This is a genomic window from Bacillus sp. NPDC094106 (genome assembly GCF_044764345.1).
GTDB lineage: Bacteria > Bacillota > Bacilli > Bacillales > Bacillaceae_G > Bacillus_A.
In genome coordinates this window covers 235,891-252,230 of record NZ_JBIWHY010000001.1, presented here as the reverse complement: position 1 = coordinate 252,230, position 16,340 = coordinate 235,891, and the positions used below count along the sequence as shown (strand labels likewise).

Genomic DNA, 16,340 nt, shown 5'->3' with positions numbered 1-16,340 from the left:
AGGAGGGAATCATCACAATGAGTAATATATTTGAAGAAGAATTACAGCGGATGAAAGATACTTTATCTACAATGGATGAGCAATTAGAGAAACTGGAAAAAATCCCTGTTTATTATGGAGAGGATTTTAAAGAACAAATCCTTGAAAGTATGAGGGAATCAAGTCGGCAAAACTTACGTATTGGTGTGCAAGAACCATACTTTGGACGATTAGATTTTCAGGAAGATGGACAGTTAGAACCAAATCCAATTTATATTGGTAAAGTAGGTGTTTCGGATGAAGATACGATGAAACCGATTGTTATTGATTGGCGTGCACCTGTCGCTAGTATGTTTTATTCATTTACTGGTGGTGAAGAACCGACTTTTTATCATTCGCCAGATGGATTAGTAGAAGGTGATGTTTATTTAAAACGTAACATTTCAATTCGCAAAAGAGAACTAGAACGTGTTGTTGATACATATGTAAAAGGAAGCGAAGATGTATCGCTTGCAGATGATTTTCTCCTATATCGACTAGGCGAAAATAAAGATAACAAGTTAAAAGATATCGTTTCGACGATACAATCTGAACAAAATGACATTATTCGTGCAGAAAAAAACTTACCATTATTGATCCAAGGGGTTGCAGGAAGCGGAAAAACAACGATCGCTTTACATCGCCTTGCTTTTTTAATTTATGAATATCGTGAACAGTTAGAAGCGGAGAGAATGATTGTATTTGCTCCAAATAGTTTGTTTTTAGATTATATTTCTAGTGTACTTCCTGAACTTGGGGTAGGGAATATTAGGCAAACAACATTTCAAGATTGGGCGCTGCGCACATTAGATGATGCAGTGAAATTGAAACATACAGAAGAAAAGTTGAAGGAAGCTTTTTCAATCTATCGTGATGATTACAAGGTTATGCTTGGTAAATTAAAAGGGACGATGAAGTTTAAGTCATTTATTGAAGAGAGTATGATTCAATTTGAAAAGGATTTAGTACCAACAAAAGATTTTGAGGCATGGGATAGAGCTATTATTCCAGTGGAAGAAATTAAAAAATGGATGCAAGTTGAATATAAGCATTATCCATTAAAGAAGCGAAGAGAACGATTAGTGGGCCGTATAAAACGCTGGATTGAGATTGAACTCAAAAAGGTCGGAGAAACGAATGAGAAAAAGGCATTGAAAAAAGAAGCGACAAAGAGATTGAACACTTATATGAAATTTTGGCCTAAAATGAGTCCATTGTCACTTTACGGTTCGATGATGAAGCAAAAAGAAATATTGGACGTATTACCTGAAGAACTTGTTCAAGAAACAGAAAAGAACTGCCGTAAAAAAGAAGTGTATGTAGAAGATTTACCGCCTCTTATTTATATTTATCATAAAATAACAGGAATTGAAATTGGACAGAAATTTCATCATGTTGTGATTGATGAAGCGCAAGATTTTTCACCATTCCAAGTTTATATATTAAAAGAAATTACACTAGGTAACTCTTTTACCATATTAGGTGATTTATCTCAAGCGATATATGATTATCAAGGAATTGAAGACTGGAATGACTTTAAAGAAGTATTTCAAGAAACGGGTTATTATGAACTGACGAGAAGTTATCGTTCTACAAAAGAAATTATTGAGTTTGCAAATGAAGTCATTAAAAATGCTGACATTCCAGTAGGACTTGCAACTCCTGTTTTTCGTAGCGGTGAGAAAGTAAAGGTTATTTCTACAGAGGATCAGTTTGCGGCAATTGTTAAGACGCTACAAACGATGCAGAATGAAAATGTGAAGACGATTGCTGTAATAGGAAGAACAGAGGATGAGTGCCGTGACATATATGAGAAGTTAACAGCTGCAGAAATCACTGTTAATGTCATCGAAGCAAACCAAAGTAAATATGAGGGCGGTATTTCAGTTGTACCTGTCTATTTAGCGAAAGGCTTAGAATTTGATGCGGTACTTCTTATCGATGTGGATGAAATACACTATAAGGATACAAAGCATGATGCGAAATTATTATACGTTGGATGTACGAGATCTCTCCATGATTTATGGATTTTTTATTCTGGAGAAGCATCACCTTTAATTCAACGAATACAAAACGAATTTTATGTGAGTAAATAACAAATGATTGAAGAGGATTTTCAAGTGATACACAGGAAAGTCCTCTTGTTTTTCTGTAAAAAAAGAAAAGGGGAGAAAGAAAATGACTATGATTACAAAGGTAATGAAAAAAAGCGAATGGGACGTAGGAAAAGTAAAAGGAGAAATTATTGAATCATCACTAATGCAAGAAGGTTTTATTCATTGTTCTTTTTTGGAACAATCTCTGAAAGTTGCAGAAACACATTTTAGCAATGAACAGGACCTAGTTTTACTTATCATCAATCCGGCATTAGTTGAAGCAGAAATAAAATATGAGCTCGCTTCTAATGGGCAAGAATACCCACACATATACGGAGCGTTACATACTGCCGCTGTAGTGAATGTTGTTCCATTTTATAAAGAGAACGGAAATTTTATGTTACCCAAAGTAGTTTTGTAGGACTAAAAAAGGAATTAATGAGTTTATTGTCGAATTTCGGAAAATGATAAGACAAAACTGAAAAGAGGAATGTATGTTGAAAATGATACAACAAACTAACTCAAAAGATAGCGAATACATTAGGAATAAAGTAATCCAGTACAATATGTCTGTTCTACCAAAGGAAGTAAAACAACCACTAGAACATGTAAATTTTATATTAAAAGATGATGCTGGAAAAATATTAGGCGGCATAACAGGGACGATATATTTTTATCATCTTCACATTGATTTTTTATGGGTGGACGAGTCAGTACGTCATGAGGGATATGGTAGTCAACTACTAAATAAAATCGAAGAATTTGCAAAAGAAAAACAATGCAGACTCATATTGCTTGATTCATTTAGTTTTCAAGCGCCTGAATTTTATAAAAAGCATGGATACAGGGAGTTTGGAGTAGTTGAAGATCATCCTAAAGGATATAGTCAACACTTTTTAGAGAAACGTTTATAAGTATAATATAATTATGTTATGTAAATTAAGTACTGGGAGATAAATAAAAATGTACGATTATAAATTTCATCATGAGCAATCCGTCCCTGTAAACCAAGTGAAGCTACTTTACAATTCTGTTGGTTGGTGGCCGGAACGAAAAGAAGAAGATATTTCTAACATGTTAGAGAATAGTATAGCAATTGGCGTATGGAAAGAGGATCAGTTAATAGGGTTTGCTAGAGCAGTTACTGATGGCGTTTTTCGAGCGTATATTGAAGATGTTGTCGTACATGATCGTGTAAGAAATAAGGGCATTGGTGAGAAAATGATGACAATGTTACTTGATGAGCTTGCAGGCATAGATATTATAAGCTTATTTTGTGAAGAGAAATTAATAGAATTCTATGGAAAACAACAATTCAAAGCAACGAAGCAATTAGTGATGCATCGTCATCAGCTTACAAGATAAGAGAATACGAGAGGTGAAAGAATCTATGGAAGCGACACGTACATACTGTCTATCAAAAAGAAAAGCAACGGAAGATTCTCCAGATGGATGGAATGCAACATGTATGAGAGTTCATAATAAAATATTTGCAATTGTAAATCATGAACAAGGAGAGGAAGCAGCGATTACATTGAAATGTGATCCAGATGTTGCGCTAAGAGTAAGGGAAGACTATCCAGGAACAATTATCCCGGGTTATCATATGAATAAAAAACATTGGAATACAGTTTATATACATAGGGAATTAGGGCAAGAAGAAATCAATAAAATGATAGATTGGTCTTATGATTTAGTTCTGCAATCTTTTTCGAAAAAGAAGCAGAAAGAGATTTTGGGGTAGAGATAATTACTGAGTTTTTCTGCCGTTTTTATGTAGTAATATCCTATCTCAAAATTCAAGTGGGCAACGAAGTTAAGTGGGAGAGATGGAGGAAATCTTTACTAATTAACATTTCTCTTTATGAACAATCTTTTTAATGATAAGAAAATGAAAGGGAGAGAAATATTATGTCAAAGCTATTACGTGAATTATCTAAACTAGATAGTGAGGCTCTACGTTCTGAAGCATTAGACCAGTTGAAAGTTACATCAGGTAAAATGATTGCGTGTGATCCCCTCATTTTTAATAAAAATCCTTTCGAACAAACCATTCAGCCAGGTACATATCCAATCGTTGCTTGGTGGCATAAGAAAGATGGAATAATTGCTGGTGCTGAATTGAAATTATCGGAATCAAAAGTAGTAGAATGGAAGATGGCGACAAAACCAGGACAAAATGTTAGTGAACTGGAAGAAGGATATATTTTTGGTTACCCAGTCGATACAGGATTAGGGTGTTTTGCGGATGCTGAAGCGATTGATAAGCTTGAGGAAATAGAAGGTAGATTACAACGAGAGCTAGGGGAAGAATTTATTAGTTTGTATGATGATCTTATAGATGACGTACTAACAGAAAATGATGATGATTGGGGAAATTGTGTGGTGTGTGAGGAGACAGGAAGTAATGTCATTATGTTCCGTTCAGGTTATGGAGATGGATTTTATCCTTCCTATTGGGGAATCGATGAAGAAGGAAACATTGTTTCACTTGTTACTGATTTTCAAGTGTTGCATGAGGAAGATTGAGGACAAAATTTATAATGATATAGAAAGAGTTAATACTTTTTTCTTTTACATGGTGTGAAATAAAAACAGCCTCCGAAATGAATATGTTTTGGAGGCTGTTTCTATATTGAACACTCTTTACTATATCTTTAGCGTTTGTATCTTTTTATTTATTTTCATGAATAATAAAGTCATTTCTGTAGTGCTTTAAAAAATGACTGGAACATTTGAATTAAGTTTATAATTTAGAGTTGGGGTCTCGCAGCATTGCCATCAAACTAAGAAATTTTTAAATTAAAGGTTTTACCCAAAGTTGAGAAAAATCCACATATCCAAAATATTTCATCTTAATATTCGTTAAATCTGATGAAAAAGGGATTTGACGTGTATCATAGTATAAGGGAATCATAATAGAGGATTCTATTAGTTCTTTTTCAAGATTTTTATTTAATGAAGCCCATTCCTCAAAAGGTGTATGCTTGTATTTAGCAAGGTGTTTTTTTAATGTTTTATTTGTTTTTACAATCTTAGCCAACGGTGAATATCTAGCTGTTAGAAAATAATAAAATGATATATCTTGATTCATCTCGAATACTTCACCATGAATAAAGAGATCAACTTGTTCATTAAGTTGTTCATCTCTAAGATAGTTTTCGAAAGGAACCCATTTAACTAGAAAAGGTATATTTTCTTTTTCTAAGACATTCATTAACCATTTTGTTGTTTTTTCTGTATACTGAGTAGCTTTTATAATAAGTGGTTCTTTAAATTTTGGACGTTTTCTTTTTGGGATATCGATTTGATGATCTATGTCTTTCAAGCAACCTTTAGTATTTGGTTTTTTTTGAGAATCATATTCGCAAATATAATTCATATTGTTAGCAATAATATAATGTAAGTAATTCCGAACATCTCTTCGTTGAATTGATGAATTACGCCAAGCATTCATAATTATAACACCGAAACCCGAATTCCTTTCTACTTGAAACGTAGAATTGCTTTCATGGTGCTTGGAAGATTGATAAATAGTATCAAATTCTAGAGGAACCGGAATGAATTCTACTGTATCTAGCAAAGGTCTTTCCTGAAAATGATCATTAAATGCTATCAATGATGTCTTTTCCTGGTTATTCTCTCCTATATAAAAACCACCAGTTCCTACAATTAGATCGTTATTTTCTTTATAAATACTTGTATTTATCATACATAACATTTGTAAACAATAGCTACAACCATCCGGATAATGTATGTCAATAACGAATGGTGATACAATATCTATTTTTTCTATGGGTGCCCATAAGTCTTTATAATATTTATGACTACGTAGTTTTGAGAGACATAGTTTCACGTCAGCCGCTGTTAAGATGGATCCATCATGAAATTTTATGGATTTTTTTAAATATAGTCTAAGCTTAGATTGATTTAGATCCCAGCTATGAGCTATTTCAGGAAATATGTTTCCCTTTTCATCCATATAAACAAGTCGATTGAAAACGTTTGCAACAATATGTGCACTATGTACATCGGCGGCCTCAAGTGGATGTGTTGTTAAAAAAGGCTTTCTTCTAGGAATAATTAATTTATCATCCGAATTATGTATATAGCCAAATTTTGAGTGGAATTTAGTCATCAAGCGTAGCTTACTGTTTTGGGACCAATTATATAGTAAATATTTACTGCTTTTTTCAACAGGTTGTTGATCCATAATTTCCATTACTTGTGACTCATAGATTTGTTCTATATTTTTAATCCATTGAAGAGAGGAGGTATTTCCTCTGCCCTTTCCAGAAGTGAAAATCAACCAACCTTCATCCATCCACTTATGTAAGTAACGTACTGTTTGCTTTGTACTTAAATTTAAAAAATCTGCTAGGTCCTTTATTTTTATATTTCCTGAAGAAAATGATTGCCATAGATCCAATAAATTTTTATCCATTTTCCTATCTCCTTCTATAAGTGGACATGTTTTTCTCAATATGTCCATTTTTAGTTTGATAAGTCTAGTTTAATATAAGACAAAAGGAGGGGATACTATGAATTGGAGAGACTTTGAGCAAAATATAAAAGTACGCTTAATTACATCATTTTTTAATCGTGCTGTTACATCAGCAGTAATGCCTTTCATGGCATTGTTTTTTGCTCAAGAAATAAATAAAGTATGGGCTGGATTATTTTTAATATTAACGGTTATTTTAAGTTTTTTTTCAAGTTTAATAGGAGGTTATATTTCAGATCGCTTTCAACGGAAGAAAATCTTATTATTAACTTCTTTTTCTAGTACTTTAATGTTTTTATTAATGACCTTAAGCTTATATCCTACAGATAAGATAATTTGGTTATTTGCAATCGCGTATGTAGGTTTTATAATATCTAGCAGCCTTGGTCGCCCATCCATGCACGCTATCATCATAGACTCAACTACACCAGAGAATCGAAAGGCTGTTTATACAATTGACTATTGGCTTATGAATCTTTCTATGGCAATTGGTGCAGCATTAGGCGGATTTTTATACATGAATCACCAAAAAGAGTTGTTTATATTACTAACTTTTGTTTCTGCTACATTATCGATTGTTTATAAAATTTGGCTAGTTCCAGAAGTTAAAGAGCTCATAGAAAAAAAACATGAAAATATAGTATTTGATTTAATTCAAAACTATAAAGTTGCTATTCAAGATGGAGCATTTTTAAGAGTTGTAATAGGGTCTACTTGCATATTTGCGGCAGAGTTCTCTTTAAATAGTTATATTGGTATACGACTTTCTGAAACATTCGATCCAATAAAGATTGGGAACTTTGAAATAGTAGGAGTAAGGATGCTAAGTATTCTTAACATACAAAATATGCTTTTAGTAGTATGTTTAACGTTTATTGTAAATAAATTTACAGATCGTTTAAGTGGAAAAAAAGCATTACTTTTAGGCCTGATGCTCTATGGTGTAGGCTATGTGACAGTAACATCTGCAAACACTTGGTACGTACTGATTATTTTTAATTTTATTGCCACTGTTGGTGAACTTGTCTACTCTCCGGTCAGAAATGCAGAACAAGCTAATATGATCCCGGCTGATAAAAGAGGATCGTATTCAGCTTTTGCAGGTCTATCAGATATTGGTGCGGATCTGATTGCAAGAATGACTATTATTGTTGGTGCGTTCTTGATTCCTACGATGATGTCCGTTTACATTGGTATCATTGTAATAATTGGTACATTCCTATTACACACTGGACTGTTCGTCAGAAAGAATATTCAGTCTAAAGAAATATTGAATAAAAAATTCTCATAATATACTACTTTAATAGTTGTAAGAGAAAGAGTTTAATATGGGTAAAGAGAACAAAAGATGAAGAAAAATCACTTAATATTTAAATATTTATAAAAATTCTTGTTCAAGATTAACTATTTTTAAGGGGTATTATGACAGTCAGTATGATTTAGATTTTTTACTACATACATCCAAATCAGATATATACCGAATGGAATTCAATGGTCAGGAATTGGTGGAGGTTAAACGATTGTGGGAAAATTAACAGAGGTATTTATTTTCCTTGCTATCTAAAATTATGGTTTGAAAACCTGTTGTAAATAGTACATATATATTCGTAGAATATATGGAGCAGCTGAAAGAAATGAAAAAATTAGAATAAAGGAGACTATCTGGAAGATAAAAAAGCACACTTCTTAAGGTAAAGGAGGGGATTTAATGCAGCAAGCAGTTATTTTTGATATGGATGGAACTTTATTTCAGACGAATTTAATTTTAGAACCAGCACTTGTGGAGACGTTTGATGTATTAAGAGCTGAGGGGCTATGGAACGAAGAAACTCCAATTGAAAAATATCGAGAAATTATGGGTGTACCATTACAAGTTGTGTGGGAGACTCTTTGCCCAAATCACTCACTTCAGGTTCGTGAAAAGAGTAATGATACTTTTCACGAAAAATTAATAGAGTTGATTAAATTGAATAGGGGTGCTCTATATCCTTATACGGTAGAAGTACTTGAACGACTTAGTCAAAATTACAATTTATACATAGCAAGTAATGGACAAGTTGAGTACTTACAAGCAATTGTGGATACATATGAGCTGAATAGATTTATCAAGAAGGTTTATAGTATTCAATCAATTTCATCAGGTCATAAATCTGACTTAGTAAAAAATGTTGTAGAAGAAAATAACATTGTAAAAGGCACTGTTGTCGGAGATCGTTTATCGGATATTAATGCAGCGAAAGATAATGGGTTAAAGGCTATTGGCGTCAATTTTGATTTCGCACAAGTAATGGAATTGGAGAAAGCAGATAAAGTTATTGATAACTTAAAAGAATTAACCGCGTTATTGTAAAGTTTGTATATGGCAGGTGTAGTTACTATGCTACTGTTTAAATAAAAGTATTCTTGTAAATTGAGAGTTAAAGGGGAAAACAAGATGCAAGAAAATCGTGTTAGGTTGAATGGAGGATTTAATAACGACGTTTTTTATATCAAAGAGAAAGAAAGGGTAGTTAGAATTTCTGAAAAGAGTAAAACAAAGGAGATGGTTTTACAAGAAATAGAGTGGATGAATTTTTTATATGAAAAAGGTGTACTTGTACCTAAGCCAGTAATTCCTTTAGAGTGTGAGGAAGAACGGGTTAAAACATATTTTGAATTTATTAAGGGCGATCAAATTGATGTTACAAATAAATCCCACTGGAATGAAAAAACTTTTAAAAAACTTGGTGAAAATTTAGGAAGAATGCATGCACTATCCAAAGAATTCAAATTACAAACAATACAACGTCCTGAATGGAAAGTTGAAAATCCTGATGTCTTTAATATTAGAAAAAAGTTAGACCATTGGATTAGGGAGAAATATGAAAAGTTGATGCACAGTCTAACTTCATACAGTATTACTCCTGATACTTTCGGACTTATTCATAATGACTATCATCAAGGGAACTTAATTATTAATGAGGAAGGTCATATAACTACAATTGACTTTGATGACTGCTCATTTAATTGGTATGCTCAAGATATTGCAGTAGTTTTCTATCATGCTTATTGGCAACATAGCTCCTTCAATAGAAATACACATTCTTTTTGTGATATATTTATGAGAAATTTTTTTGCAGGATATAAAACAGAAAATACGCTCTATAAGGATATAATTATACAAATTCCTATTTTCTTAAAAATAAGAGAGATTTATTTGCATCACTTATTCATACAAAAATGGGATATGAATCATTTAGAAGAATGGCAAGAACATACCTTACATAGTTTAGAAGAAAAAATCAGGAATCAAGTACCATATGCAGGTATTCATGACTTTTCTATTTTTTTGTAGGATGTCTCGACATGTACATTATATGTTGTTAATGCACTAACGGGTGCTTTTCTTAAATAAGTGAAGAATAGTATTCATTCCTCTAAGTTTATTAAAAATCAAATAATCTCAACTTTTTATCTAGAAAGTTGGGATTATTTTCGTAAAAGGATGTGTCTTTTTTTCTCGAAGCACTACACTCTTCTATAAAAATCGATAAGTTTATATCAAAAACGCTATTCTTACTGTATATGTCTACAAAAGAATAGCGTTTTTTTGTTTTATAGATACAATTTCCCTTTAGCTTAATGGTGATGGGATGATACCTCTTTTACAAAAGTTAATTAATTGGACATAGCTTTTACTTTTTCAAAAAAATCTTTTAAGTGTACAAATTCCTCTTCATTTCCGCGTGTTGAAAAAATATCTTGATCTTGATGGGAAATAACAATAGAAGGAATCGTTTTAAAAAAAGCAAAAGATTGTTTTTTCTCTTTTATTTTATGAATTTTATGGTAAGGTATCTGTAATGAAATAGGAAGCTTGCCAAATATTTCGCTATAAAATAAAAGCTGTCGTTCCGTGTAAGCTAGAATACCTCTCATAGGTGTAGAACTCCCATGGCCAGAGATACCGCTTTGCGTTTCATAATAAACTGAAATCATACCTTGTATATTCTCATTTGAAGACATTTTCTCTTGAAATTCTTGCATTGCATGTTCTCTTAAACTCATATAAATACCTCCTTAGATTAAAATTCATTTTGAATTTTTCACAAAAAACGAGAGACAAAATATTAACAAGAAAGCTAACATTGCTAAAAACGGGATTGTCATAAATTAAAAAATAAAATCAATGGCTGAGTAATTTTCATACAAATGACAAAAAGCATTTTTTGAAATATCAATTAACATTGCTTCTATTGCTGAAATCATTAAACCTGTGTTAGGTCTATGTGTGAATTGATTGAAAAATCAATCTCCTGTTGCTATGATTACTAGGAATATCCATTTTTGGGAGGGTGATGAAGAAGTATATCAGGTTGAAAAATAGGTTTTGGAGAGGAATATACATGTATATAGTCAAAAATAATAGGATTACAAATGATACATTGCAGCAGTGGGATGAAAAATTTATTCCAAATACCGATTGTTTCTATTTTAGAGAAATTCCTCCGTACTTATCGGTTCAAGAAAGAGGGGAAATTCCACTGACGTTAGATTCATTAACTTCCTTTTTGAGCTGGAATGTAGTGCCGGAAGCAAAATATATTGCAGTTGTTTCAAATGAAGAATTCAAAAATTTAGATTGTAAAGTAAGGAAGCAAATATTGCTGGAGCAAGTACAAGTAAACAGGGGTTTCATTTTTACATTAACTGAATTAGAGCAATTATATGGTGAGAGCTTACGACATTTACTTGAACCATACATACTTAATGAGAAAGAGAATATTATCCTTCAAGGGTTTATATGGCATAAGCTTCCCAGACGACTTCGAGATAAGCTATTAACTCATATTGCAGAATGGTTTACGGATCATGAATCATTATCTAAAGAATATGAATCCTTTTATAAAGATTATCCGTACATTTCTCAATATTTTAATACTTTTGTAGGGACGAATGGTCCGAATTGTTTGGGAGCTGCAGCAGCTAGTATTCAGCAAACGGCATTAGATGCAGAATATTATTTGAATAAGTGGGTACTCCCGGAAGAATTTTATCAAGTACTAAAGAAACATAAATATAAAAGAAGAGGTACTGCTGATATATATAAAGGAAATATTCTAGTGTGGGAATTGAACAATCAAGCTGTTCATGCATGCTATATGTTAAGTGATGAGATAGCGTTTAATAAAAATGGGCAAACGATGTTTAATCCCTATCAATGTCAAAAGCGAGATGATGTACTAGAAACGTGGAATCATGTTTTAACTGGTGGAGGGGATCTTCATGTTTATGAAAAATGTGTGTAATAAGAGGGAATGGTAGGATTTCATAATGAGTTATAAACGAAATAGATTACTGTATGCAATCTTAACAATAATAGTAGTTATTTTAGGATTGGCATCAAGAAAATTCGCGTTTGCTTTACCAGCTTTAGTAAATGCATATTTAGGGGATGCGTTATGGGCCCTCATGATTTTCATTGGATTTGGATTCCTGTTTCATAAAATGGAGATCAAAAAGGTAGCATTACTCAGTTTACTATTTTGCTATGCAATCGAAATGAGTCAATTATATCATGCAGAATGGATTGATAGTATTCGAGCAACAACTTTAGGCGGACTTGTATTAGGATATGGATTTTTGTGGAGTGATTTATTAGCTTATACGATTGGGATTGGAATCGGTGTGCTCTGTGAATTCATTTTCCAGAAACATAAAAGTTAAAAGACGTTACGTTCAATAAAAGGGGTATATGTACAATGGAAGGAATATTAGAAATTGCAAAGTTTTGGTTTCAAGATGCAGAATTAACAAGTACAGAAATTCATCCGAAAGTAATAAAGATTATGGATGGAAAACAAAGCTATATTTTAAAAGAGAAAGGAAGCATGCCGCAAGTTTTGGCTGAGGTGAATGTATTAAATGTACTTTTTGACAAAGGTGTTAAGGTACAAAGGCCATTGAAGACGATAGATGATGAAAACTATATTTTACATCATGATAAATATTATTGTATGTATGAGTATTTAGATGGAAGTGCTGTAGAAGTAAAGAATGTTGAAAGGCTCAATAGATTAGCCGGTGATATCGGAAAAGAAGTTGCTAAATTACATCAAGTTTTTAGTACTTTACATAATGAAGGACAATTTGCAGAACGCAATTTATATAGTGTGCTTTATCAATGGGCCATGCCTATTTTAAAAAATAATGAACAAGTTCATCCAAAAGTGATTCAAACGATGATGCATTTACAAAATGATTTTGAAGAGTGTTTAGAGTTGTTGCCAAAACAACTCATTCATAGAGATATACATTTGTCTAATTTAGTTTTTAAGGAAGATATATTTCAAGGATTTATAGATTTTGAACTGGCAGAAATAAATGTTAGAGTGTTAGACCTTTGTTATTGTTTCACTAGTATTTTAAGTGAAATCTTTACTAATGAAAAATTAAGAAGTAACTGGTTACATATCGTTAGGAAAATTTTTGAAGGATATCATAAACAGAACGCTTTAACAGAAGAAGAAATTCAAGCAATTTGGTATGTAATGCTAGGCATCCAAGTTATCTTTATCACTTATTTTGTTCAATCACCAGAATTATTAAAGTTAAATGAAGAAATGTTCTTTTGGATTTTAGCAAATAGAAAGGCTATTGAAGAAGGGATAAGAAAAGTAGAGATAGTGTAAGCAGAGGTGAAGGGAATTATAGATATCACTGGTTATTAGTAGATAGTTTATCAATGTATTTTAGTTTAAAAGGCATTTGGTATTTAGGACCAAAGCAATCTTTAAAGTGGTTATATGAAAACGAACGCGAAGTGTATGTGCTTTTTGATCGTGTATTAGGGCCTAATGCTGAAATGGAAAATATAAATCAGTTAGTGGAGCATATCATGAACATATAATATAATTGGCCCCCCCTTTGCATGAAGACTGAAGGGGGGATTTATGATTGGATAACTTCTTTAAAAGAGAAGACCAGCAGCACATTCACCAGCTAAACATTTTAAATTCATTGTAATACGCCTAAAGTTATTCTGCGGGACGGGGTCCAGCGTCTAAACCTGAATTTTCGACTGTTAATACTGGACGAACGGTTAAATCTGTATGTACTCGCATCTGGCAAGACAATCGTAAATGATCTTCAATGCCTTTTTCCGTAATTACATTTTTCTCGTCGCGGGTAGGTTCACAAAAATCGCCTGCTATAATTTCAACTCTACAAGTCGTGCACCGGGATTTCCCGCCGCAACGATGAAGGATTTGAACGCCATTATCTTCAAGTGCCAACACTAATTTTGTTCCTTCTTTCACATCAAATGTACCATTGCCTATAACGGTTAATTTTGGCATGCTTTTGCCTCCTCGTGTAAAATTCTACATAACATATTTATGACCGCACATTCACAAACATAAACATTAAAAATTTTTTCATTAGACCCGTAACTTTTTGATCTGTTCAATCGTTAATTAAGTAAGCGCTGAAAAGGAGTGGTTATTTTGTGCACAAAAGCAACGCAATTCTTCAAAAATCATATTGATATGAATCATTCAAATATAAGCTTTTTAATTGAAAATTATGCAGAGTTAAAAAGGTACTGTACGTTTTTAACAAAAAACAAATGGGACGGTGAAGACCTGGCTCAAGAAACTGTTTGTAAAGTGCTTCAAAAATATATAGGTGCAGAGCATAAAGATGTTTGTATTACGCTTCTATATAAAATTGCTCGAAATCAATGGCTGGATCAGATGAAGACAAAATCAGTTCAAGAGAAATTAAATCAGCAAATTACATGTGAAGAACCGCATGAAAACATTGCTGATTTGCATGCGATGGTAGGAAGAGTATTATCTTCACTTACTGTACAACAATCCATCATTTTTTTATTAAAGGATGTTTTTCAGTACAGCTTATCTGATATTGCAAAAGTATGCTCAATATCAGAAGGTGCAGTTAAGGCCTCGTTGTTTCGTAGTAGAAATAGATTGAAAACGGTAAGTGAAGAAGAGGAGATTGAATTAGTTGGGCAGGAGGATGATATTGAGGTAGTTGTAACAGCGATTAGTGAACAAAGACCAGAATTGTTAACAAAACTTCTTCCAACTATTCGTTTTACACATCTCTCATCAAAGCAACCCGTGCTATTATTCAATACGAAAAAAACCTCTTCTTACGATTACATGCTATGTGCAGCTTAAAAAGTAGATGGAGGGATTTTCATGAATACAATTCCTTATGTTGTAGAACAAACAAAGCTAGGAGAACGCTCCTATGATATATATTCAAGGTTGTTAAAAGACCGTATCATAATGATTGGATCAGAAATTAATGATCAAGTAGCAAGCAGTGTGGTGGCACAATTATTATTTTTAGAAGCAGAAGATGCAGAAAAAGATATCTTTCTCTATATCAATAGCCCAGGCGGTTCAACTACAGCGGGATTTGCGATATTAGATACAATGAATTTGATTAAGCCAGATGTTCAAACGCTTTGTATGGGGTTCGCAGCGTCATTTGGAGCACTCTTGTTGCTCGGCGGGGCAAAAGGAAAAAGATTTGCGCTACCGAATAGTGAAATCATGATTCATCAGCCGCTTGGCGGAGTAAAAGGGCAAGCGACGGAGATTGAAATAACAGCGAAACGAATATTGAAGTTAAAACAAGATATTAACAAAATCATATCGGATCGAACAGGGCAACCGATTAAAAAGGTAGCACAGGATACAGAAAGAGATTATTTTATGACAGCGGAAGAAGCGAAAAAATACGGTATCGTGGATGCTGTAATTGACAAAAAATAATGTGAAATAGGGCAGAGAGTATTATACTCTCTGCCCTATTTTTGAGTAGTAAATTAATCCTTTATCCACCCATCCACTAATGCCTGGTTCTTTTTAATCCATTTTCGAGCAGCCTCTTCGGGATCCTTTGTTTTATTTAACATAACCATTAATGTACCAAGCTGTTCATCATTCATTTTCCATCTATCAAAATATTTCACAATATCCGGGTAAGCTTTTTCAAAACCTTTTCGTACAGAGTAATAAATGTTGTCTTTTTCACCATATACTTTCTTAGGGTCTTTTAAATATTTTAGATCAAATTCTGAAAAGCCCCAGTGTGGATTCCAAAGCGTTACAACGATTGGTTTCTTTTGCGTATATGCTTTTTTTAGCTCACTCATCATTGCTGCTTCTGAAGATTGGACAAGTTTCAGCTTTATATCATATTCTTTCATTGCTTTATCAGTTAAATTCATAAGACTGCTACCAGGTTCAATACCGACAATTTTATTATTTAATTCATCTGTATGGGCATTTAAATCCTCGATACTGTTAATGTCCTTCATATAAGAAGGGACGACTAAACCTAGCCCAGTTCCTTCATACCATTTTGATTTTAAAACAATGTCATTTTTATACCGATCATTTAATGGTTTATCAGTAACAGGGAGCCATACTTCTAAGTTTGCATCTACATCGCCGCGAGCAACACCGGTCCAAATGGCAGCTTTTTCTAAATACATGAGTTCAACTTTGTAGCCTTTTTGTTCTAATAAAACTTTCCACATATTTGCAGCCGCAATATTTTCCTTCCAACTTGTTACACCAAGTTTAATTTTTCCTTTTATATTTGCATTTGTTGCATTACAAGAGGTAATAATCATACCGATGAATAACAAAATGCATATAAGCCATATTTTTCGTTTCATTGAAAGCCTCCCGTTTCATAAATAG

The 16,340-nt window shown here is 32.8% G+C and carries 19 protein-coding genes and 1 pseudogene; 16 read left to right on the top strand and 4 right to left on the bottom strand.

Features of this window, described 5'->3' with window-relative positions:
- The first annotated feature begins 17 nt into the window (after positions 1 to 17).
- The 6 genes from ACIQ7L_RS01420 (at position 18) to ACIQ7L_RS01395 (ending at position 4,643) form a co-directional block, all read left to right on the top strand.
- Complete coding sequence (locus ACIQ7L_RS01420) at positions 18 to 2,114, top strand: HelD family protein (RefSeq protein ID WP_400565788.1); 2,097 nt, start codon at positions 18 to 20, stop codon at positions 2,112 to 2,114.
- Positions 2,115 to 2,202: 88 nt separating this feature from the next.
- Positions 2,203 to 2,535 carry a DUF952 domain-containing protein gene (locus ACIQ7L_RS01415; RefSeq protein WP_400566323.1) on the top strand — a complete coding sequence of 111 codons (333 nt, stop codon included), beginning with the start codon at positions 2,203 to 2,205 and terminating at the stop codon, positions 2,533 to 2,535.
- An 82-nt stretch (positions 2,536 to 2,617) separates the two neighbouring features.
- On the top strand, positions 2,618 to 3,028 hold the full coding sequence (locus ACIQ7L_RS01410) for a GNAT family N-acetyltransferase (RefSeq protein ID WP_400566321.1): 411 nt from the start codon (positions 2,618 to 2,620) through the stop codon (positions 3,026 to 3,028).
- Positions 3,029 to 3,077: 49 nt separating this feature from the next.
- Entirely contained in the window at positions 3,078 to 3,479 is a 402-nt protein-coding gene (locus tag ACIQ7L_RS01405; protein WP_400565787.1) for a GNAT family N-acetyltransferase, read from the top strand.
- A gap of 25 nt (positions 3,480 to 3,504) precedes the next feature.
- A complete protein-coding gene (locus tag ACIQ7L_RS01400; RefSeq protein ID WP_400565784.1) occupies positions 3,505 to 3,858 on the top strand; it encodes an MmcQ/YjbR family DNA-binding protein in 354 nt (117 codons plus the stop codon).
- A 167-nt stretch (positions 3,859 to 4,025) separates the two neighbouring features.
- A complete protein-coding gene (locus tag ACIQ7L_RS01395) occupies positions 4,026 to 4,643 on the top strand; it encodes a DUF4241 domain-containing protein (RefSeq protein ID WP_400565782.1) in 618 nt (205 codons plus the stop codon).
- Between the two features lie 268 nt (positions 4,644 to 4,911).
- Here ACIQ7L_RS01395 and ACIQ7L_RS01390 read toward each other — a convergent pair whose 3' ends face one another.
- Positions 4,912 to 6,558 (bottom strand): ABC transporter substrate-binding protein, encoded by a 1,647-nt coding sequence (locus ACIQ7L_RS01390; protein ID WP_400565780.1) that lies wholly within the window; start codon positions 6,556 to 6,558, stop codon positions 4,912 to 4,914.
- Positions 6,559 to 6,655: 97 nt separating this feature from the next.
- Here ACIQ7L_RS01390 and ACIQ7L_RS01385 point away from each other — a divergent pair, with 97 nt between their 5' ends.
- The 4 genes and pseudogenes from ACIQ7L_RS01385 to ACIQ7L_RS01370 all read left to right on the top strand — a co-directional run bounded on the left by ACIQ7L_RS01385 (position 6,656) and on the right by ACIQ7L_RS01370 (position 9,952).
- Entirely contained in the window at positions 6,656 to 7,909 is a 1,254-nt protein-coding gene (locus tag ACIQ7L_RS01385; protein ID WP_400565777.1) for an MDR family MFS transporter, read from the top strand.
- A gap of 109 nt (positions 7,910 to 8,018) precedes the next feature.
- Positions 8,019 to 8,153 (top strand): annotated as a pseudogene (locus ACIQ7L_RS01380) (histidine phosphatase family protein); the annotation flags it as partial.
- A gap of 173 nt (positions 8,154 to 8,326) precedes the next feature.
- Complete coding sequence (locus ACIQ7L_RS01375) at positions 8,327 to 8,968, top strand: HAD-IA family hydrolase (protein WP_400565775.1); 642 nt, start codon at positions 8,327 to 8,329, stop codon at positions 8,966 to 8,968.
- Positions 8,969 to 9,052: 84 nt separating this feature from the next.
- Positions 9,053 to 9,952 carry a phosphotransferase enzyme family protein gene (locus tag ACIQ7L_RS01370; RefSeq protein WP_400565772.1) on the top strand — a complete coding sequence of 300 codons (900 nt, stop codon included), beginning with the start codon at positions 9,053 to 9,055 and terminating at the stop codon, positions 9,950 to 9,952.
- Positions 9,953 to 10,275: 323 nt separating this feature from the next.
- Here the strand turns inward: ACIQ7L_RS01370 and ACIQ7L_RS01365 are convergent, their stop codons facing one another.
- Complete coding sequence (locus ACIQ7L_RS01365) at positions 10,276 to 10,644, bottom strand: GRAM domain-containing protein (protein ID WP_400565770.1); 369 nt, start codon at positions 10,642 to 10,644, stop codon at positions 10,276 to 10,278.
- Between the two features lie 359 nt (positions 10,645 to 11,003).
- On the opposite strand from ACIQ7L_RS01365, the gene ACIQ7L_RS01360 reads away from it, so the two are divergent.
- The 4 genes from ACIQ7L_RS01360 to ACIQ7L_RS01345 are packed head-to-tail and all read left to right on the top strand — an operon-like array spanning position 11,004 to position 13,507.
- Positions 11,004 to 11,906 (top strand): hypothetical protein, encoded by a 903-nt coding sequence (locus tag ACIQ7L_RS01360; RefSeq protein WP_400565767.1) that lies wholly within the window; start codon positions 11,004 to 11,006, stop codon positions 11,904 to 11,906.
- Positions 11,907 to 11,931: 25 nt separating this feature from the next.
- Positions 11,932 to 12,324 (top strand): ribosomal maturation YjgA family protein, encoded by a 393-nt coding sequence (locus tag ACIQ7L_RS01355; RefSeq protein WP_400565765.1) that lies wholly within the window; start codon positions 11,932 to 11,934, stop codon positions 12,322 to 12,324.
- Positions 12,325 to 12,359: 35 nt separating this feature from the next.
- On the top strand, positions 12,360 to 13,289 hold the full coding sequence (locus ACIQ7L_RS01350; RefSeq protein ID WP_400565763.1) for a phosphotransferase enzyme family protein: 930 nt from the start codon (positions 12,360 to 12,362) through the stop codon (positions 13,287 to 13,289).
- 53 nt (positions 13,290 to 13,342) lie between these two features.
- On the top strand, positions 13,343 to 13,507 hold the full coding sequence (locus tag ACIQ7L_RS01345; protein WP_400565761.1) for a hypothetical protein: 165 nt from the start codon (positions 13,343 to 13,345) through the stop codon (positions 13,505 to 13,507).
- Between the two features lie 127 nt (positions 13,508 to 13,634).
- Here the strand turns inward: ACIQ7L_RS01345 and ACIQ7L_RS01340 are convergent, their stop codons facing one another.
- Entirely contained in the window at positions 13,635 to 13,955 is a 321-nt protein-coding gene (locus ACIQ7L_RS01340) for a 2Fe-2S iron-sulfur cluster-binding protein (RefSeq protein WP_400565759.1), read from the bottom strand.
- 147 nt (positions 13,956 to 14,102) lie between these two features.
- Between ACIQ7L_RS01340 and ACIQ7L_RS01335 the strand changes: the two genes are divergently transcribed.
- A complete protein-coding gene (locus ACIQ7L_RS01335) occupies positions 14,103 to 14,801 on the top strand; it encodes an RNA polymerase subunit sigma-70 (protein WP_400565756.1) in 699 nt (232 codons plus the stop codon).
- Positions 14,802 to 14,822: 21 nt separating this feature from the next.
- On the top strand, positions 14,823 to 15,404 hold the full coding sequence (gene clpP / locus ACIQ7L_RS01330) for an ATP-dependent Clp endopeptidase proteolytic subunit ClpP (RefSeq protein WP_400565753.1): 582 nt from the start codon (positions 14,823 to 14,825) through the stop codon (positions 15,402 to 15,404).
- Between the two features lie 53 nt (positions 15,405 to 15,457).
- On the opposite strand, the gene ACIQ7L_RS01325 is transcribed toward clpP, so the two are convergent.
- The gene (locus ACIQ7L_RS01325) at positions 15,458 to 16,315 is read right to left on the bottom strand and encodes a glycine betaine ABC transporter substrate-binding protein (RefSeq protein WP_400565751.1); all 858 of its coding nucleotides are present in this window, start codon (positions 16,313 to 16,315) and stop codon (positions 15,458 to 15,460) included.
- Positions 16,316 to 16,340: the final 25 nt, after the last annotated feature.